Annotated in this window: 14 protein-coding genes; 9 read left to right on the top strand and 5 right to left on the bottom strand. The window is 51.2% G+C overall.

Annotated elements, in window-relative coordinates; genetic code table 11:
- The first annotated feature begins 295 nt into the window (after nucleotides 1-295).
- The 5 genes from HF324_RS01740 to HF324_RS01720 all read left to right on the top strand — a co-directional run bounded on the left by HF324_RS01740 (nucleotide 296) and on the right by HF324_RS01720 (nucleotide 8301).
- Nucleotides 296-2875 carry an NACHT domain-containing protein gene (locus HF324_RS01740; protein ID WP_168861820.1) on the top strand — a complete coding sequence of 860 codons (2580 nt, stop codon included), beginning with the start codon at nucleotides 296-298 and terminating at the stop codon, nucleotides 2873-2875.
- Nucleotides 2876-2896: 21 nt separating this feature from the next.
- Complete coding sequence (locus HF324_RS01735; protein WP_246269378.1) at nucleotides 2897-3817, top strand: transglutaminase domain-containing protein; 921 nt, start codon at nucleotides 2897-2899, stop codon at nucleotides 3815-3817.
- A 16-nt stretch (nucleotides 3818-3833) separates the two neighbouring features.
- Nucleotides 3834-5684 (top strand): chloride channel protein, encoded by a 1851-nt coding sequence (locus HF324_RS01730; protein WP_168808865.1) that lies wholly within the window; start codon nucleotides 3834-3836, stop codon nucleotides 5682-5684.
- 117 nt (nucleotides 5685-5801) lie between these two features.
- Complete coding sequence (locus HF324_RS01725; protein WP_168808864.1) at nucleotides 5802-6407, top strand: NAD(P)H-dependent oxidoreductase; 606 nt, start codon at nucleotides 5802-5804, stop codon at nucleotides 6405-6407.
- A gap of 4 nt (nucleotides 6408-6411) precedes the next feature.
- Entirely contained in the window at nucleotides 6412-8301 is a 1890-nt protein-coding gene (locus HF324_RS01720) for a monovalent cation:proton antiporter-2 (CPA2) family protein (RefSeq protein ID WP_168861819.1), read from the top strand.
- Here HF324_RS01720 and HF324_RS01715 read toward each other — a convergent pair whose 3' ends face one another.
- From HF324_RS01715 to HF324_RS01705, 3 genes are all read right to left on the bottom strand, one after another.
- Nucleotides 8302-8553, bottom strand: a complete 252-nt coding sequence (locus HF324_RS01715; RefSeq protein WP_168808861.1) for a hypothetical protein — start codon at nucleotides 8551-8553, stop codon at nucleotides 8302-8304. It lies immediately after the preceding gene.
- Between the two features lie 21 nt (nucleotides 8554-8574).
- Complete coding sequence (locus HF324_RS01710) at nucleotides 8575-8817, bottom strand: hypothetical protein (RefSeq protein WP_168808859.1); 243 nt, start codon at nucleotides 8815-8817, stop codon at nucleotides 8575-8577.
- A gap of 159 nt (nucleotides 8818-8976) precedes the next feature.
- Entirely contained in the window at nucleotides 8977-10164 is a 1188-nt protein-coding gene (locus HF324_RS01705; protein WP_168861818.1) for a DUF5009 domain-containing protein, read from the bottom strand.
- A gap of 118 nt (nucleotides 10165-10282) precedes the next feature.
- Between HF324_RS01705 and HF324_RS01700 the strand changes: the two genes are divergently transcribed.
- From HF324_RS01700 to HF324_RS01690, 3 genes are all read left to right on the top strand, one after another.
- Nucleotides 10283-12331: a M13 family metallopeptidase gene (locus tag HF324_RS01700; protein WP_168861817.1), complete on the top strand. Its 2049-nt coding sequence runs from the start codon at nucleotides 10283-10285 to the stop codon at nucleotides 12329-12331.
- Nucleotides 12332-12507: 176 nt separating this feature from the next.
- On the top strand, nucleotides 12508-13647 hold the full coding sequence (locus HF324_RS01695; protein WP_168861816.1) for a carbohydrate-binding family 9-like protein: 1140 nt from the start codon (nucleotides 12508-12510) through the stop codon (nucleotides 13645-13647).
- Nucleotides 13648-13652: 5 nt separating this feature from the next.
- Nucleotides 13653-14738 (top strand): family 10 glycosylhydrolase, encoded by a 1086-nt coding sequence (locus HF324_RS01690; protein WP_168861815.1) that lies wholly within the window; start codon nucleotides 13653-13655, stop codon nucleotides 14736-14738.
- Between the two features lie 105 nt (nucleotides 14739-14843).
- Here the strand turns inward: HF324_RS01690 and HF324_RS01685 are convergent, their stop codons facing one another.
- The gene (locus tag HF324_RS01685) at nucleotides 14844-17135 is read right to left on the bottom strand and encodes a GH92 family glycosyl hydrolase (protein ID WP_168861814.1); all 2292 of its coding nucleotides are present in this window, start codon (nucleotides 17133-17135) and stop codon (nucleotides 14844-14846) included.
- Nucleotides 17136-17499: 364 nt separating this feature from the next.
- Complete coding sequence (locus HF324_RS01680; RefSeq protein WP_168808847.1) at nucleotides 17500-18726, bottom strand: glycosyltransferase family 87 protein; 1227 nt, start codon at nucleotides 18724-18726, stop codon at nucleotides 17500-17502.
- A gap of 280 nt (nucleotides 18727-19006) precedes the next feature.
- On the opposite strand from HF324_RS01680, the gene HF324_RS01675 reads away from it, so the two are divergent.
- Nucleotides 19007-20860 carry an ABC transporter ATP-binding protein gene (locus HF324_RS01675; RefSeq protein ID WP_168808845.1) on the top strand — a complete coding sequence of 618 codons (1854 nt, stop codon included), beginning with the start codon at nucleotides 19007-19009 and terminating at the stop codon, nucleotides 20858-20860.
- Nucleotides 20861-20903 lie beyond the last annotated feature (43 nt).

Raw genomic sequence — 20903 nt, 5'->3', positions numbered from 1 at the left:
CAGCACCGGATTCGGGCACAAATTTTTTTTCCCTGACCACCGAATTTTTTTAGCAAGCGCTGCCAAATAGCCACCACGGTTGACTTTCGCTATATTTTATTATATATAAATAAATTATACATATAATTATATTGTATAAATAACACAAAAGTATTTTTATTAAAAATTATCATATATATAATCATTTTTAAAATCTCCTGTTCATTTTGTTCATTTTGATTTTCATAAATCTAAACCGCTGACTCAGACGTACTTAATGGAGTATCGAAAATTCCTAATCCATTTATTGTCCCCTATGATTGATCTATCCTATGACTTCATCATGACACTGCAGAAAGAAGTATTGCGCAGATACGGTGTTGAAGTCATGTCGTCGGCAGATTGCAAGAATCTGGCTCAGTCCATATTGGATAACACCACAAAACTGGTAAGTGAGACAACGCTCAAAAGGGTATTCGGATTTGCTGTTACACAACACAGCTTTTCGCGCTACACATTGAACACCCTCTCACAATATTGCCGTTTTAAGGACTGGGAAGATTTCCAGCAACATCATTATCAATTGCTCAACAGCGCCAGTCGCAGCAACCAGCAACTGGACACGCGCAGATGGGACGAACTGAAAACCAAAGCGGATGCTGTATCGCACTACACGATCCTGACGCTTAAAAACCGTTCAGGCATAGCGTTCCCCTTTACCGTTCCCCGTACCTTCTGTAACGCACATATTGAGCGGTTCCTCGAAAGCGACTACGCCGCTACCGCCCTGATCGCGCCATCAGGGTGGGGGAAGTCCGTGGCCCTGGTACACCTCGCCGAACACTTCTGGTTCTGCAGGGACGCCCGGTTCAAACACGACGTATGCTGGTTCATCCATGCACACGCCGCCGGCAGCCTGTTACTCAAAGGCTTATCCCTGGCCAACTGGCTGGACAACCAAATGGACCTCGGCAAAGGGGAGAACTTCCGCGAATACTTCTCCAGTCACTTCAATAACAAAGGCGGCCGCCTGATCCTTATCATCGACGGCTTCGATGAGATCGCTGTTTCCGGTGATAAACTCAAACTATTATATACCAAGCTGGAAGACTTCGTTTATTCGAACGACCGCTATCCCTGGGTGAAAGTGATCCTTTCTGTCCGGAGCAGCACCTGGTCGGAGATATTCCAGCATTCCCACCAGTACCCGGCCTTCCGCCGCTACTGGTACCTGGGACCGGAGATGGACGAGGAAACCAACATCAACCTGCCGGCGCTGACCGAACAGGAAGTGAAGTCGGTCCTCTACAATCACCATTTTGATCCGTCTACCATCCGGATGTTCTCCGAGAGCTTCCTGCAGAAACTACGCAACCCGTACTACCTGCAGCTGTTCTGCCAGCTGAATGCCGGCCCGGAACAAAATTTTGTGGATGAACACCTGAGCCTGTTCGAGATCGTGTCACGGTTTGTGCAAAACCGGGTGTTCAACTCCCAGAGCAACGCCTTTAAAATAAAGATCATTGAAAAGCTGCTCGCCCTGCTCGACTATGGCCGCAGCGGCATCTATATCGACAAAAGCAAACTGCTCAACCAGAACGCCGATCTGTTCCCCGCTTACAAGGAACTGCTGGCAGATAATATCCTGGCGGAAGAGAACCTGAGCCAGGAAATCATGTTCCACGTAAAGGTGCGCTTCGCGCACACCTTCCTGCTGGAATACTTTGTAGCCATGCACTACCTCCAGCAAAGCAGCCAGGAAGTCAACGAGCACCTGCTGCGGAACATACTGGACCATCTGCCACAATCCCCTTACCGTATCGGGGTATTCCGCTGGCTGCTCCGCTATGCGATCACCACCCGGCAAACGGAAGGCATCATCAAAATGTTCCATCTTCCGCTGGCCAACATCGAAAAATCACACCTGCTGGAATATCTCGTGCTCCACTACCAGCACGAGGGCAACAATCAGGTGGAACTGAAATCGATCTTTCCCCCGGGGTTCTTCAAGAAAAACCCGCTCAGCCAGATCATCAACGATGAGTTCATGCATTTCCGTAAAAGGAAAGTGCTGAACGCCCTGCTGGGAATGGCCGAAGCCCGGGAAGACAAACTCAAGATCCGCAACCTGCTGTTCAGCATGGCATTGCTCCAGCTGGACGCCGAACAATGCGAGCTGGAGCTCAACAGTATCAAAAAACTCTACAGCGCAGACGAATTTGACGGCGAACTGTGGGTGACGCCTTATGAAATACTCCTCTTTATATATGAGTATCTTAAATTCGGCTTTGTCAACGAAGGCATCCGGGCTAAAATATACCAGTACCAGCAGTACTGGGGCCACACTTCCCGGCATCAGATGTCCGTGGCGCAGGAAATCGTGTTCCGTAACATGGGCACCGCCTTCCTGCTGATGGAAGACTATGAACACCTGCTCAACTTCACCCGGCGCCTGTTTCAGGCATATCCCTCCCTGCCATACCGCAAAGCGGACTCTTTCCGCCTCATGCTGTTACTCTGGCAGGCACAGGGCCACCTGGGAATGGGCAATGTCAAATCAGCCGAAAGGATCTGCCGGCACGCCGATCATGTCATCAAAAAATATTCATCCGACTATTTCAGCGGCAAACACCTTGAGTCCTTTCAGAAACTGCTGCATGCTACCGTATATTATAATGAACACGAATTCCATAAAGCGATCCGTGTAGCCGAAATAGCCATTGAACATGCACAGAAACTGGACCTGAAAGTGCTGGCGCTGATGAACTACGCCCTGTTGAAGAACATCTACCGCGACCTCAACATGGACAAACAGATCACCGACACACAACAACAAATAGAATTAATCAGAAACAGCACATCCTTCAAACAGGCCATTCCAAATTTTGCGAAGTGATTATGGCATAATTTTGCTTTATTGCATAGCATAATGGCCATCGATGAAAGCAAATACACAACGTCTACCCAATTGCTGCTCAACATATTGAGCCTGCTGACGTTGTTACCACTCGCACCTTTTATAAACCGGTTCCTCCCGCCCATTGTAGCGGGAGGGTTCCACTTAGACCTGGCTGTATCTTTCCTGATCAGCCTTCTGGTCGTATATGCCCTGCGATGGTTTTTCCGGCCACTGATTATTCCCGCCTTCCTGCTGGTGTGCAGCATCCTGCTGTTCAATAAATACCGGGACGATTATACTTTCACCAATGTGCTGAACGATTATAAAGGGATGGTGCAGGGCAACTGGGGCACCAAAGACAGCAAACAGCTGGACATCCTCAGTTTGTATCCGCGCCGTGTGGAAAGTTACCGCGACAAAACGGTACGGGGCATCCGGGAGAAAGTCAACTACCAGGATTCCGTGGTCCGCAACTTCTCCGTGAAACATTCACTGGACTACTACGACGAGTATTTTTATAAGTTCGGGAAGATCACCCGCTTTCTGTCCCTCTTCCGGTATATCAACGGTAATTTCAAATATGTGCTCGACTCCCGTCGTGACGAATACTTCGCCACGCCACAGGAAACTATCCTGAACGGCCTTGGGGGCGATTGCGACGATCATTCCATCCTGATGACTTCCTGCCTGCAGTCTATCGGGGCGCGCTGCCGTATTGTACTGATCAAAGGGCACGCTTACCCTGAGCTCTATTGTGGCGACAAGGAAGATTTCGAGATCATGAAACAGGCCATCATCACGCTGTTTCCCAAACCCGTCATCAAAGAACTGTATTACCACGAGCTGAAAGGAGAGTACTGGATCAACCTTGATTATACCGCCAGACATCCCGGCGGCCCGTACATGAATGATAAAGTTTATGGGTTGATTGAGCTCTGATCTTTAAATTTGCGCCATGAGTCAATTTAGCCGCATCCGGAAGTACCATGGTTTTTTCAGGTTTAAACGGGATTTCGAACAATACAGCCTCCGTAAAGCCAAAAGCTATGAGTTGCTCCTGCACTGGCTTCACAGCAAGCTCAACCGCAATCAGTTCCTGCTCCTGTCCGGTATCCTGGTCGGGTGTTCCGCCGGGTTGGCAGGCGTGGTGCTCAAAATGCTGGTCCACTATATCCATTATGTTATTACCTACAAGGTACATTTCAGCACGCAGGTTATTTTTTATGTAGTCTTTCCTTTTCTGGGGATTGTGCTGACCACCCTGATCGTTATTTTCTTTTTCAAGGGGCAGTCCCGTAAAGGGATTCCGGCGATACTGCATGAGATCGCCCAGAACTCCAGTATTATACCGCCGGTGAAGATGTATTCCCAGATACTGCAAAGCGCGGTGACCGTTGGTCTTGGTGGTTCTGCGGGGCTGGAAAGTCCTATTGCCGTTACCGGCGCGGCGTTGGGGTCCAACTATGCCCGTACCTATTCGCTGGGATACAAGGAGCGCACCCTGTTACTGGCAGCCGGCGCCACGGCGGGCATCGCCTCCGCTTTTAACGCGCCCATCGCCGGGATGATGTTTGCCTTTGAGATCTTGCTGACCGGGGTGGTATTTTCCGATTTCATGCCGTTGATTGTGGCCGCCGTTTGCGGCAGCCTGCTCTCCAAAATCATTCTACAGGAGGAGGTGCTTTTCCATTTCGAATCCCGGACGCCTTTCAACTATCACAACGTACCTTTTTATATTGTGCTGGGCCTGTTATGCGGTTTTTACGCCCGCTATTTTGTGGTGCTGTCGCATAAAGTGGAGCATTTCTTTAAACGGCTGCAGTGGAGCGCCCTGCGCAAAGCCATGCTGGGCGGGGTGTTGGTATCCGCGCTTTGTGTAGCGTTGCCTCCTTTGTTCGGAGAGGGATATACCGCCGTAAAATCATTGGCCGGAGGCCATGGAGAAGTTATCCTGCAAAACAGTTTCTTTGGGTATTTCCCGCCGCAGAGCTGGATGCTGCTGGTATTCACCGGCTGCGTATGCCTGCTGAAAGCTTTCGCCACCTCCATCACCATCCAGAGCGGCGGCAACGGCGGGAACTTTGCGCCGTCCCTGTTTGCCGGCGGCTTCCTCGGTTTCTTTTTCGCCATGCTCTGCACACAGGTAGGCCTTACCGACGTGCCGGTCACCAACCTCGTTATCGTAGGCATGGCAGGGGTAATGGCGGGCGTGATGTATGCGCCGCTGACGGCCATCTTCCTGATCGCCGAGTCCAGCTCCGGCTACGACTTGTTTATCCCGCTGATGATCGTGTCTACCACTTCCTACCTGATGGCGAAATGGTTTTCGCCTATCTCCCCGGAGCTCATCACATTAGCCAAAGAGGGCAAGGTGTTCACCAAAGCGCACGACAGCAATATCCTCCTGATGCTGCGTATGCAGGACCTGGTAGAAGAAGATATCCAGCGGATCGATATTGACGCCAGCCTGCGCCAGCTTATAGAACTGGTGAAAGACGGGCAGCGCAACATCATTGCCGTGGTGAGCCAGCAGGACAAACTGGAAGGGATCATCACACTCGACGATATCCGCCCGATCATGTTCAGCCCGGAACTATATGATACCGTGACTGTTAAGAAATTAATGAAAGCTCCGCCGGCAGTAGTATCTTTAAAAGACAATATTACGCTGGTACTCAAAAAATTTGACGAGGCGGATGTATGGAGTTTACCGGTGGTGCAGGACAAGAAGCTGGTAGGGTTTGTCTCCAAATCACGCATACTGAATAAATACAGATTACTGTTACAGGAATATTCCGAAGGTTAATTACGAATTACGGATTACGAATTACGATTTGGGTTATCTTAAGGAATTACGGTTCTTTAATACATCATCATTCGCAATTCGCAATTCGCAATTCGTAATTCGTAATTCGTAATTTATATGGCGCGGGTACTCATCAATTTTGCACATCCGGCACTGGAGAAGTCCAGGGTGCACCAGCAGTTGCTGGCTGCTATTAAAGGTATAAAGGGCATCACATTCAACGATCTGTATGAGTGGTACCCCGACCTGGACGTTGACGTGGCCCGGGAACAACAACTGCTGGAGCGGCACGATATCATCCTGCTGCAACATCCTTTTTACTGGTACAGCGCTCCCGCTATCATTAAACAGTGGATGGACCTGGTGCTGGAGCATGGCTGGGCTTATGGTCATACCGGCAAAGCGTTGCAGGGCAAATATCTCGGTAACGTCATTTCTGCGGGGAGTGCGGAAAGCGGATATCACCCCGAAGGCAGGCACCAGTACCCGGTGCGGGACTTCCTGCTGCCCTTCTCGCAAACCGCTGTATTGTGCAATATGCAATACCTGGCCCCTTATGTGATTTACGGCGTACACCGTATGGACATAGAAGATATCCGGGGCGTGGCACAAAACTACCGCAACATGCTGGAGCAGCTGCGGGACGACAAATTAACGCCGGAAGCCCTGACCCGGCTGACGTATATGAACGAGGCATTACAACTTCCATCCCAAACCCGATAAAAATATGAATCAACATTCGCTGCTATTTCAGTCAATGATATACCTGGCTGCGGCCATTGTGTTTGTGCCGCTGGCCAAGAAAATGGGGCTGGGCGCCGTGCTGGGCTACCTGATAGCCGGTGTGATCATTGGTCCGTCTGTGATGGGTTTCATCGGTAAAGAGGGAGAAGACATTATGCATTTCGCGGAGTTCGGCGTGGTGATGATGTTGTTTCTTATCGGGATGGAACTGGAGCCTACGTTGCTCTGGCGATTGCGAACATCCATCCTGGGGCTGGGAGGGCTCCAGGTGCTCGGCAGCGCCGCTGCTATCGCCGGGCTGGCCTACTGGCTGGGGCAGCCGTTCAACGCTTCGCTGGCGTTGGGTATGATCCTGTCGTTGTCATCTACCGCTATTGTGCTGCAAACGCTCAATGAAAAAGGGTGGATGCAGACGGCTGCAGGGCAGAGCGCTTTTTCCGTGTTATTGTTCCAGGATATCGCGGTAATCCCGATGTTGGCCATTTTCCCGTTGCTGGCCAGCGGAGCCGCCGGCACAACAGATGTTCATGAGTCATCGTTACGGGACAATCTGCCGGCATGGGGGCAAACGCTGGTGGTGTTGGGCGCCGTAGCCGCTATTGTTGTAGCCGGCCGCTACCTTGTCAACCCGCTGATGCGTATTATTGCCCGTACCCGTGTGAGGGAATTATTTACCGCGACGGCCCTGCTGATGGTGGTGGCCATTGCCGTACTGATGAATCTTGTAGGGTTAAGTTCCGCGCTGGGCGCCTTTTTGGGTGGCGTGGTGCTGGCCAACAGTGAATACCGCCACGAGCTGGAAAGTGATATAGAGCCTTTCAAAGGTTTGTTGCTGGGATTGTTTTTCATTGCAGTGGGAGCGTCCATTGATTTTTCGCTGATCATGGAAGAGCCGTTGCTGATATTCGGACTGGTACTGGGATTGATGGTCATAAAAGGTATTGTGCTGATGATATTGGGGAAGATATTCAAGCTGAGTACCGACCAGAACCTCCTCTTTGCCTTTGCGTTGGCTGACATTGGCGAGTTTGCGTTTGTATTGCTGGCCTTCAGCAACCAGGTAAGGCTGATCGATGGCAGGCTGTCGGCAATGCTCACCGCTATTGTGGCCATCAGCATGGCGCTGACGCCGCTGATCATGTTGTTGTACGAAAAAGTGATACAGCCGCGGTTCACCCGCCAGGCCCCGCGCGGAAACGAGCGTTCTTCCGATGAAATCCATGAAAAGAACCCGGTGATCATCGCCGGCTTCGGCCGTTTCGGCAGTATGACCGGGCGTTTCCTGCGGGCCAACGGTATCAAATGTACCATTCTTGATATGGATTCGGACCGGGTGGATGCGCTGCATAACCTGGGCATCAAAGTATATTATGGCGATGCTTCCCGTTACGACCTGCTGGTCGCTGCCGGCGCCGCCGACGCCAGGCTGCTGATCGTAGCGACCGACCAATACGAACAGACCCGCCAGATCGTAACGCTGGCGCAGAAATATTTCCCTCACCTGCAGCTACTGGTACGAGCGCAGCAGGTGGAAGACACCTTCGAGCTGATGGACCAGGGCGTACTGCATATTTACCGTGAAACGGTGGACACTTCGCTGCGGATGGGCGCCGATGCGCTCCGGATGCTGGGTGTGCGTGCCTATCACAGTGAAAGGGCCGCGCGGACTTTCTTCCGCCAGGACGAACGGACGTTAAAAGGCCTGTCGGCCATGCGCGACGATAAAAAGCAATACCTCGTCAGTATGCGCGAGCGTATTGATGAGATGGAAAAACTCATCGCCTCCGACCGGATCAAAACATGGCTGGACGAAGGACAGGGCTGGGACGCCAGTTCCATCCGCGATGAGGTACGTGGAGAAGCAGAAAGCTGATTATTGAATGTGGTGTATGATCAGTTCAGCCACGTGGTGCAGTAGTTCTACGTCTACCGGGTGGCTGTGGTCGTGTATGGGTTTATCGGAAACGGCCCGCACATAACCTTCTTCATCGGGCTCGAAAGAGATCTCGTGTTCTTCAATGACGACTTTGTATACGGTTTTGTACGTCTGATGTACCGTGTTCACCTCCAGAATATGAGGGTGTCCCTTATATTCAAACTTCAGGGTAAATGTATCTGTTGCCATTGGTTACTGCCGTTGCAGGGCTCAGGCTTCTTTTTCTCTGTGCTGCTGTTGATAATAACGCTTGATCCTGTTTTTTTCATCGCGGGAAAGCTGATGAATGAACAACAGGGAGAAATAAGCCAGTCCGCTAATGATAAATATGTATCCTACGAATCCCAGTGTATGGAAAATCCGGAACCACATCCAGTCATTCGTGTAGGCGTACTGCGCTAAGATAGCTAAAATCACACCTGCCAGCATCAGAACAATTGCTATTTTTTTCATCGGGGGTAAATTTTGGGATAAAGAATACTACTCACGGGTTCCGGCGGCAAACGAAATGCCATTACCATATCTACGTTACAACAACCATATGCGGATGTTGTTCATGCAGATATTTTTCTACATAACGTATAAGCTATAACGAATAAGTGGGGAATATAGTTACAGCTGAAGGCGGATATGCAATTTGTTCAGTCCCTTTACCACGAACAACATGGCCACCGCGAAGCACATGCACCAGATGATACCCGGCACGCCCTGCTGTAGAACAGCCGGCAGGCTGAGGCCCAGGGCCATCATCCCGAAATAGACAATGTCCGGCAGGATGTAGGTGAGGAGTGGGTTAGAGCCTGCGGGCTTAAAGAAGGAAGTCCATCTGTTGAAATGTTTTACATCTATTAAAAAATATAAAAGTGAAAAGACGGCCACACAAATGGCTGCGCAGTACAGGCACCAGCTGGGCGTTGCCTGGATCTTTGATAATTTGTATGCGGGCCTTAACCAGGCGCCTGCAATCAGCAGCACCGTGCAAAACCCTGCCACCCTGGATACCAGGCGGCTGCCGGTCAGGCCCAGGTCTTCATCAAAATAAAATAAAGTCAGCAGCATTCCGCACAACACAATAGCGGTGTGGGCCGCATTACCGCTCTGTGCAGCCAGCAGGCTCCACTCGCTGTTTTGAATAAACGGCTGCCTGCATAAAATATAATACCCGATGCACACAGCAATCATCAAAAAGATAGCGTTGTGATTACCCTTAAAGAGCTGATAGATAATACAGGCATACAGGTATGCCCAGCCAATCAGCCCGAGGATGCCCCACCACTGTGGCGTGAGATAATGCGTTCCGTCTTCACCGCCGCGGTAGATCACCGCCAGCACGATCAATATCACAGCTCCGGCACCTTTCAGGCACCAGCTGATCCACGGCTGTTCAAATTTGTATACATTCCATACCAGTATTACGCTACCGTAAAACAACAGGGCCCATACGGCCATGCTCATACCGGTGGCAGCAGGATTGAGCTCACCGGTATTCACCATAAACACGCCCAGCACCAGCAGGCCCAGCGTGCGCCAGAGGATATGTTTCTGCAACTGCCAGAAGCTGTCGCCTTTACTCAAACGGCTATTGATCGCAAAAGGAATAGACATGCCCACGATAAAGAGGAATGCGGGAAACACCACGTCCACAAAAGTCATCCTGTCTTCATCCGCATGTGCATGCTGCATCCAGGAAGGGATACCCTGCACGCCGGCAACACTGTTAACAAAAATCATCACAAGGATGGTGATTCCGCGAAAAGCATCGATAGATAAAATACGACCGGTTGATAATTTATTGATCATAGGGGATGTGGGTTGACGATCATCCAAAATACAATATAATACTGATAGTATTAAGGCTATTTTAAGCAGGCAGTGTCCAAAAAAATTTATCTTTCCGGCCTTAAACCAATGAACACTTATGAGGAAATACCTGCTCACAGGCGTCAGCATTGCCGGCATGGCATGCATGGCCGCCTGCAACCAGGGACAGTCGACGGCCGATCAGCAACAAGCCACTCCCGACATCCTGGCTGCCAACGTAGACAGCACCGTCAACCCCGCACAAGATTATTTTGACTATGTCAACGGCGGATGGATCAAACGTAATCCTATCCCTGCAGAGTACAGCTCCTGGGGCATCGGCAATCTGGTGCAGGAAGAACTGTATAAACGTCTCCGGCTCATCAACGAGCAGGCTGTCGAAAAACCGGGCGATGATATCTCCCGTAAAATCGCCGCTTTCTGGAAAAGCGGGATGGACTCCGTAGCACTCAACGCCGCCGGCATTAAACCTATCGAGGCCGATCTGAAAGCCATCGATGCCGTTACCAACACCGGGGAACTGGTAGCCCTCGCCGCACAGCAAAACATCTTCACCGGCGCCATGTGCAGCCCCTACATCGCACAGGATGCCAAAAACAGTGAAGCCATGGCGCTGCAGTTCTACCAGGGCGGCCTTGGTTTACCCAACCGCGATTACTATTTCAATACCGACGAACGCACTACCAAAATAAGACAGGCGTATCCCGCGCACATCGCCAAAATGCTGCAGTTCACCGGTATGGACAGCATTGCCGCCAAAGCTGCCGCCGCCAGCGTCGTACAACTGGAAACCATCCTGGCGAAGTCCAGCCGCAAACTGGCGGACCTGCGTGATCCCGAAGCCAACTATCATAAAATGGCCGTCACCCAGCTGAACAAAATAGCCGGTAATATTGACTGGGCCGCCTTTATCAAACAACAAGGTATTAACAGTCACGCAGATACGATTATTGTGGGTCAACCGGAATTCTATACCGCTCTCAGCAACGCAGTGAAATCACAGCCGCTGGACACCTGGAAGCAATACCTGAAATGGCACCTGATCAACAGCAGCGCTTCCATGCTCAGCGATGACATTGCCGCCACCGACTTTGCCTTCTACGGCACCCTGCTGAAAGGCCAGGAGAAACAAAAACCACGCTGGAAACGGGTGCTCGATGCTGAAGAACGCGCTATGGGCGAGGCCCTCGGCCAGCTGTTCGTGAAAGAGTTCTTCAACGCCACCGCTAAAAAGAGATACGAGAACCTGGTGGAAGATATCCGCGGCGCGCTGAAAACACGCATCGAAAACCTTACCTGGATGAGCGACAGCACCAAACAGAAAGCGCTGTACAAATTGTCTAAGATCACAAAAAAAGTGGGTTATCCGGACAAGTGGAAAGACTTCTCCACAATGGCCATCAAAGACCAGTCTTATGCAGCAAATGCCAGAGCCGCACAGCAATGGTGGCATAACTACCAGGTCAACAAACTGGGCAAACCGGTAGACCGCACCGAATGGGACATGACACCGCAGACCTATAACGCCTACTATAACCCCAGCAACAACGAAATTGTGCTGCCTGCCGGTATCTTCACCGTGCCCGGCAAACGTGACGAAGAGCTGGACGACGCACTGGTATACGGTTATGCCGGGGCCTCCACCATCGGTCATGAAATTACCCACGGCTTCGACGATGAAGGCCGTCAGTTTGACGCAGACGGCAACCTGAAAAACTGGTGGACCAAAGAAGACGAAGCGAAATTCAATCAACGTGCAGCCGTGATGATCAACCAGTTCAACTCCTACGTAGTAGTAGATTCCCTGCATATCAACGGTAAAGCCACCCTCGGCGAAAATATCGCAGACCTTGGCGGTATCCTCCTCGGCTGGGACGCGTTCCAGAAAACAGAACAGTTTAAAAAGAACCAACCTATCGCCGGTTATTCCCCAGCACAGCGCTACTTCATGGGCTATTCCCTCGGTTGGCTCAGCCACACCAAAAAAGAAGACCTGGCGAGAAGAGTGCTGACCGATGTGCATTCCCCTGCCAAATTCAGGGTGATCGGACCTTTCAGCGATGTAGACGCTTTTTACAAAGTGTATAACCTGAAAGAAGGCGATGGCATGTGGAGACCGGACAGTGCACGCGTCAGAATATGGTAGTACCTTTTTAAGATGTCTTAAAAGCCTGATTGGGACTCCTTTCCAGTCAGGCTTTTTTGTTTGTCTGAATGCCGTCAGGAAAAGAGATAATGTACATATTGCGCGAACTATTATTTATCTTGAGTCCCGAATTTTAGGAATTGGATTGCTAAATTAATTTTGGAGCTATAAGAGAAATGGGAAGTTCATGCTATGAGGCGCGCAAACCAGCCGCCCACGTTTTTGCTATTGTTATTATTGGAGTTATCGCAGTTTGCGCCGGGGTAAAAAACGTTTCCGCTCAGACTTTTTCGGAAGCCTTCAAACCCTTTGCCGGTACGCCCCGCCACTATGTATGTTACCGTACTGCTGACAGTGTGGCCATTGACGGCCGGCTGTCGGAAAAAGCGTGGGGACAGGTACCCTGGACGGAGGATTTTACTGATATTGAAGGAGCTGTGAAACCGGTGCCACCGCTTCGCAGCCGCGTAAAAATGATGTGGGACGACCAATATCTCTACATTGCCGCCGTGATGGAGGAGCCTCACATATGGGCTACCCTTAAAGACCACGATGCGATTATATTTCAGGATAATGACTTTGAAGTGTTCATAGATCCTGATGGCGATACACATCAATATTTTGAACTGGAAATCAACGCCTTTAATACCATGATGGATTTGTTTATGAACAAGCCGTATCGTCATGGTGGCAACGCGTTGCTCAACTGGGATACTAAAGGGCTGAAGACCGCCGTTCATATCAACGGCACCCTCAACCAGCCCGGTGACAAAGACCAGGAGTGGACCGTGGAAATGGCGATCCCGTTTCATGCGCTGCGTTTCTTCAACGATGCGCGCCGCCCGTCTGATGGCAGCACCTGGCGTATCAATTTCTCCCGGGTAGAGTGGGACACTGATATCAAAGACGGTCGGTATGTAAAGCGGAAGAAGCCGGAAAACAACTGGGTATGGTCTCCGCAGGAAATCATCAATATGCATGCCCCTGAGAGATGGGGATACCTGCAGTTCAGCACACAGCCCACCCATGAAGCCACCGCTCCCTTCCGGATGCCGGTTGCCGAACCCGCCAAACGCCTGTTGTGGCATGTATTTGATGAGCAGGTGCGGTACCGGGAGCGGCACGGTAAATTTGCCGCCAACCTGCGGGAGCTGAACCTGCCTGCCAAACAAACCGCTGCCGATGGTGTTACCTACTCGCTGCAGCTGGAAGGCATCAGTTCGCAGTTCACCGCCTCCGTACAGGGCGGCAAACTGGAGGGAACTGTTTACATTAACCAGGAAGGCCGTATCTACAGCAACACGAAAAGAAAATAACGCTTATGAATAAACGTAATTTCATCAAAGCATTGGGACTCAGCGGGCTGGCATTAGCAAAACCGTCGCTGCCCGCGCTGGCGGGCACCGCAGAGAAGCCGCAGTCCATGGAAAAAACAGGTGTACAGCACCGTGTCTGGATCAATCCGGATCCCAGGGAGAAAGCAGCCGATCTGGCAAAACGTTATGCCACGTATCGTAAAGCAGGCATTACGGACCTCTTCTTTGAAGCGGACAGCGAAGTACATTTCAGGGCGGCCAAAGCTGCCGGCATAAAGGCGCATCGCTGGATGTGGACCATGAACCGGGGCGAAAAAGAGCTGCTGGCCAGTCATCCGGAATGGTATGCGGTGAACCGCAAGGGCGAGTCCTGCTCCGACCATCCGCCGTATGTGGACTACTACCGCTGGTTGTGTCCCAGCAAACCGGAAGTGATCAACTATCTGAAATCGCAGGTGGAACAGGCATTGTCTAAGAATTATGTAGATGGTATCCACCTCGACTATGTTCGTTTTTGCGATGTTATTCTGCCGGTGAACCTTTGGAGTAAATATGGTATTGATCAGTCGAAAGAACTGCCGGAATACGATTTCTGTTACTGCAACGATTGCCGCAGTGCTTATAAAACCGCATATGGCAAGGATCCGCTGGAGATAGCGCATCCGGACCAAAGTCCTTCCTGGCGGAAGTTCCGCTATGACCGGATTACCAACGTGGTAAAGAACCTGGCACAGGTAGCCCAACAACATAAAAAGCCTATTTCCGCCGCGGTATTTCCCACACCGGAGATAGCCAAACGCATTGTGCGGCAGGATTGGACCAACTGGCCGCTGAACGCCGTTATGCCGATGATCTATCATGGGTTTTACTGGGAAAACATCACCTGGATAGGGGATGCGGTAGCAGAAGGCGTTAAAACCCTGCATGGAGCGTTTCCATTGTATGCAGGCTTATTCCTGCCTGACTTCAATAATAACTACAATGATCTGCGCGAAGCGGTGAAACTGGCCATAGACAATGGCGCCGCGGGGGTCTCTATTTTCGGGGATATGACGCCTGAAGTACTAAGGGTACTGGGAGAAAGCGTGTAAATTTAGAAATTTGGGTATTAGGTATTTAGCTATTTAGTGCCATGTTGTTTCGGCTTGTTTTTAATAGCTAAATTCCTAAATACCCAAATTTTCACATGACAAAATTTACAACTCGTTGGCAGGCCTGTCTGCTACTGCCTTACCAAAATTGACATTCGGTTTGTTACCCATTGTCACTACCATGGTACCGCCTTTTAGGAGGTCCTGGTGGGTGATAAAGCTCTTCGTATATGGCTTACCGTTAATGGTAACGTTTTGGATATAGATATTTTCCTTGCTATTGTTGATCGTTTGTACTGTGAAGGTCTTACCGCCTTCCAGTTTTACCGTTGCCTTATCGAACAGCGGGCTGCCCAGTACATACACGCCATTGGCGGGGTTTACCGGGTAGAAGCCCAGCGAGGAGAACACATACCATGAGGACATCGCGCCGCAATCTTCATTGCCTGCCAGGCCTTCCGGCTGATCGAAGTAAAAGTCTTTCATCACCTGTCTTACTTTCTCCGCGGTTTTCCACTGGTTACCTGCAAAAGCGTACATGTAGGTAACGTGATGGCTGGGTTCATTACCATGCGCGTACATGCCGATCAGGCCGGAGATATCGTTGGATGCCTGCGCGCCCATATCGCCTTTGGCCGTAAAGAGGCTGTCCAGTTTGCGGGTGAAAGCTTCATCGCCGCCCATCAGGCTGATCAGTCCTTCCACGTCCTGCGGTACCAGCCAGGTGTATTGCCAGCCGTTGCCTTCTGTGAAGTCGCCTTTCTCATGGATGGAGTTGAACGGATCGTAAGGTGTTTTGAAGCTGCCGTCGCTTATGCGCGGCCGTACAAATTTAATGGTGCTGTCGAAGTAGTTTTTATAGTAGGCAGCACGTTTTTTATAGTATTCGTAGTCTTCCTGTTTGCCCATTTTTTTAGCCATGGCAGCGATACACCAGTCGTCGATCGCGTATTCGAGGGCTTTGGACACAGATTCGTATTCTTTATCCGCAGGGATGTAACCTCTTTCTTTTACGTATTTCACGCCGAGGTCGTCGCGCATGGAAGTGGCTTTCATGGCTTCGAAGGCATCTTCAGCGTTAAAGCCGGTGAATCCTTTCAGATAGGCGTCCACGATAGGGGGTACGCCATGATATCCTACCATACAGTTGGTTTCGCTGCCCATGAGCGGCCATACCGGCAGTTTGCCCTGTTGTTTGTGTATGGTGATCATGGAGTTTACGAAGCTGTTCACTTTTTCCGGATGCAGGATGGTGCTCAGCGGCGCAGCAGAGCGGTAGATATCCCACAGGGAGAAAACGGAATAGTTATCGAAGCCCGGGTTGGGATATACTTTTTTATCGGTGCCGCGGTAGCTGCCGTCGTGATCGTTGAAGAGGGCAGGATCTATCATCGTGTGATAGAGGGCGGTGTAGAATACACGGCGGGCCGCATCGTCTTTTGTCTGGATGTCTACTTTAGACAGTTCCTTGTCCCACTTGGCGTTGGCGCTGTTCACCACCCGGGTGAAGTTCCAGCCTGGCATTTCCGCGTTGATGTTAGCCAGTGCGTTGGCGCTGCTGACAGGGGAGATACCCACTTTCAGCATGACCTGTCCCGGTGATTTTGCAAAGGAGATCACGCCTTTTACAGCTTTTCCTTTCAGGGAGACGCCTTCCTGTTTTGTATCTCCTTCGAATACCTGGAATTGTTTTACCGGCACATTGGATTTAATGGTGAACCATACGCGCTGGTCTTCCGCCCATCCTTTGGAGTAGCGGTAACCTTCGAGGGTATAGTCGTCTACTTTGCGGATGAATGTTTCCACCGGAGCGTCCCAGCCGATACCTTCCTTCAGGTCGATGATAATGTTGGCTGGTTCGTTTTTCGGGAAGGTGTATTTATGCAGCGCCACTCTTTCAGCGGCAGTGAGTTCCACGTCGATGTTGTAGTCGTCCAGTTTTACCCGGTAGTAGCCGGGTCTGGCTTGTTCGCGGGCATGTGAATAGTGGGAGCCATAGCCGGATGTAGGATTTTCCTGGGTACCGCGGTTAGTACGGATTTTTCCGGTGTAGGGCATGATCAGCACGTCGCCGAGGTCGCCGATGCCGGTGCCGCTCAGGTGCATCTGAGAGAAACCGATGACAACGCTGTCAGAGTAGTGGTAGCCGGAGCACCAGTCCCAGCCCTTTACGATATTGGTAGGGCCTACCTGTACCGCGCCATAAGGCACGCTGGCGCCTACAAATACGTGGCCATGGCCGCCGGAGCCAATGTAAGGGTCTACCGCCGCTACCGCGCTGCTTTCGATGAAACCTTCAGCGGCTTTAGCCTTTTTGGCCTGTGCTGACACCTGCGTGCCTTGCAGCATCAGGGCCGACAAGGCCAGTGCGCCACCGATCCTAAATCCCATATTCATAACTAAATCCTTTTAGCAAGCTAATATACGCGGTCGGAACAACTTTTCAAGCACTTTTTTTGTGAATGGCAGGTTATTGTAGAGAGGGAGGAGAGGTAGAAACGGGGCGGGGGAGGCCCGAGTGAAAGCGGAGGATTGAGTGGGGGCGGAGGTTCGGGTAAAAGCAGAGGATTGAGTAACAGCGGAGGTTCGAGTGAAGGTGGAAGCTCGAGTGGAAGCGGAGGCTTGAGTGGAGGCGGAAGCTTGAGTGGAAGTGGAGGCTTGAATGGAGGCGGAGGCTCGAGTGGAAGCGGAGGCAGGGAATCAGTTTTTAAAAAAGCAGCCGGAAAACGGACATGGTAAACGCCGTTTTCCGGATGGAGACTTAAAGTTGCCCGGCGGGTTCCAGTACAGGAGCAGCTGCTTCCGGCTTTTCCAGCTTCTTCAGGAACTGTTTGGTAAGAATTTCCCATGCGATCATCAGCCACAGTACAAGGCAGGGCAGGGCTTTCAGCGCATAGGGCACAGCAACGTTTTTCCGTACCCACGGTGTGACGAGGTCTGAATGGGAGAAGCTCACCAGCAGGATGGCGAAAAACAGGAAGATATTGGTCGCGCGGGTGATAGGCTGCATCACATACCAGATACAGATAGCCGGTATAGCAATAATGTAAGTTGGTGATTCTGAGCTGCTGCTGAATAATACCGGGAACATTAGCACGGAACAGAGCATATACAGCCGGTAGCGGGAATTATAGCGATAGGGCAGCCGGATGTATTGTGCCAGGAAAATCAATACTGCAGGGACCAGCACATAATTATGATTCAGCGCAGGCAGGTGGAGCACGCGCTGGATAAAGCCTCCGGCGGATATATTCTGGAAGATGGTGGTGGTAGCCTCGTTCAGCGTATTCTTGTGCACCAGGGCGGCATACCATTCAAAATAACAGTTAATAACATACTGTGGGCTGGAAAGCAGCATAGGTGCAGCAAACAGGATAGCTCCCCAAAGGAACAAGCCGCCAATCAACCGTCTTGGGTTGCTGCTGAAAAAGAAGAATGCCAGTCCCACAACGCCGTAAATCTTCGTCAGCGTTCCCAGTACTATCAGGAATGCCGCCATCATATCCTTCCCTTTTACAATACTGGCGAAAGTCAGGATAATAAAGGCGCCGATGAACTGGTTCATCTGGAACCATCCGCTGGCGCCCATCAGTTCCTGGGTACAGAGCAGCAGGATAATGTTTTGCTGTATCCTGTTGAGCGGCAGCTGGCGAATAGCATAATACAATACACCGGCGCCGGCCATTGCCCATAACATGGCGCCGACTTTCGTTTCCAGTCCGGCGAAAGGCGCGATGACAAGGCTGAATACCGGTCCATACAGGTTCACATCGTAGTATTCCTGCGGATACTCGATATAAAGTGGTTGCTGATGTATGAGATGAAAGAATACGTTCTTGAAAATGAGGAAGTTATTGATATTACCCCGGGATATTTCCGTAATAGCACCAATAAAAGCCAGTCCAAACCAAAGGAACATGATCAGCCATTCCTTTTCTCCCAAATAAGTCAGCAGGTTGCGTTTATGCTGTACAGCCGTGTAGTTCATCGTAGGTCTAAATACTATATATGCTGATATGACGCAGCAAAAAGCCGCATCCCCCTATTAGAGGGCGGCGATTACAAAAAGTAAGCAGGTAATTAATCTTCGGAAGAAGCCCACTGTGCGGACTGCAGATTAATGGCGGTTACCGCGCCTGCCACCAACACAACGGCCGCGGCCGCAACAAGAACAAGTACTACCATGTAGATCAGATTTTGCATTCTCAGGGGCAAATATAGGGAATTGGTCACCGGTTTCGCATGGCATTTTTCCGTAAATTAATACCATGAATAAGTATGGCACAACGCACAAGAAACGAACAAGGGCTGCGGAAGATAAACTGACTTTTCAGGAAAGACTGGCCGCCCTTCGTAATATCCCTGCCTTTTTCAGGATGGTATGGCAGACCAACCGCGGCTTAACCATCACCAACGGACTGCTGCGTATTGCCCAGTCAGCCATGCCGCTTTCCCTGTTGTATGTAGGCAAACTCATTATCGACGAGGTGGTATTGATCAGTAAAGACCATGCCCACCATGGCACACAACACCTGTGGCAGCTGGTGGCCCTGGAGTTCGGGCTGGCTATCCTCTCCGATGGGCTCAGCAGGGCCATTACACTCATTGACAGCCTGTTGGGCGATCTGGTGGCCAACCATACATCCGTTAAAATTATGGAGCATGCCGCTTCGCTGGACCTTGACCAGTTTGAAGATTCGGAATTTTATGACAAGCTGGAACGTGCCCGGCAACAGACAATAGGCCGTACTATCCTGCTGTCGCAGGTATTCAGCCAGGTGCAGGATCTCATTACCATGGGCTTTCTGGCCGCCGGCCTGATTGTCTTCAACCCATGGCTGATACTGCTGCTGCTCGTTGCCGTTATCCCGGCGTTCCTGAACGAATCGCATTTCAACCACCTGCATTACCGCCTTACCTGGGGGCAGACATCCGACCGCCGGGAACTGGACTATATCCGTTACCTCGGCGCCAGCGACGAAACCGCCAAAGAAGTGAAAGTCTTCGATCTCTCCAATTTTCTCATCCAGCGCTTCCGCGTGATCTCCGATAAGTTCTACAACGATAAAAAGAACCTCGAATCCCGTCATGCCGTCTGGGGTACCCTGTTCGCCCTGCTGGGCAGCGCCGGCTACTACGCCGCGTATGTGATCATCATCCTGCAAACCGTCAACGGCGTGCTGACCATCGGTAGCCTCGCCTTCCTCGCCGGCTCCTTCCGGCAGCTGCGCACCACCTTCCAGGGCATCCTGATCCGCTTCTCCAGCGTAACACAAGGCGCCATGTACCTCAAAGACCTCTTCGACTTCTTCGAGATACAGCCACAGATGCGCTCACCGCAGCATCCAAAACGTTTTCCCCATCCTATCCGCCAGGGCTTTACCTTCGAAAATGTAGGCTTCAAATACCACAACTCCGACAAATGGGCTATCCGTCACCTGAACTTCACCCTGCACGCCGGCGAAAAACTGGCGCTGGTAGGAGAGAACGGCGCCGGGAAGACCACGCTGGTGAAGCTGCTGGCACGCCTCTACGATCCTGTGGAAGGCCGTATCCTCCTCGATGGCGTAGACCTCCGGGAATACGACCTTTCAGAACTACGTACGCAGGTAGGCGTTATCTTCCAGGACTATCAGCGGTATCAGATGACCGTCGCCCAGAACATTGCCGTCGGTAATATCACTCACAGCCATGACCATCAGCTCATACAGGATGCTGCGCGGCAAAGCCTCGCTGAACCCCTCATCGAAAAAATGCCACTCGGCTACGAACAGATGCTGGGCCGCCGCTTCAACCAGGGCATCGATCTCTCCGGCGGCGAATGGCAGAAGATAGCGCTCGCCCGCGCCTATATGAAAGACGCACAGCTGCTGATCCTCGATGAACCCACCTCCGCCCTGGACGCCCGGGCGGAATACAACGTGTTCCTCCGCTTCGCAGACCTTACCCGCGACAGGACCGCAGTATTGATATCTCACCGGTTCTCTACCGTACGCATGGCCAACCGGATACTGGTGCTGGAGAAAGGACAGCTGGCGGAGATAGGGAGCCATGAAGAGCTGCTGGAGCAAAGAGGGAAGTATGCGGAGTTGTTTGAGTTGCAGGCGGCGGGGTATAAGTAGTACCTGCGCTTTTTGTTTGACTGGCAGCAGCAGCATAAACTGC

Source organism: Chitinophaga oryzae (genome assembly GCF_012516375.2).
Lineage (GTDB): Bacteria > Bacteroidota > Bacteroidia > Chitinophagales > Chitinophagaceae > Chitinophaga > Chitinophaga oryzae.
Note: the sequence above shows the minus strand (reverse complement) of the source record. Positions and strands in the feature narration are given on the sequence as shown.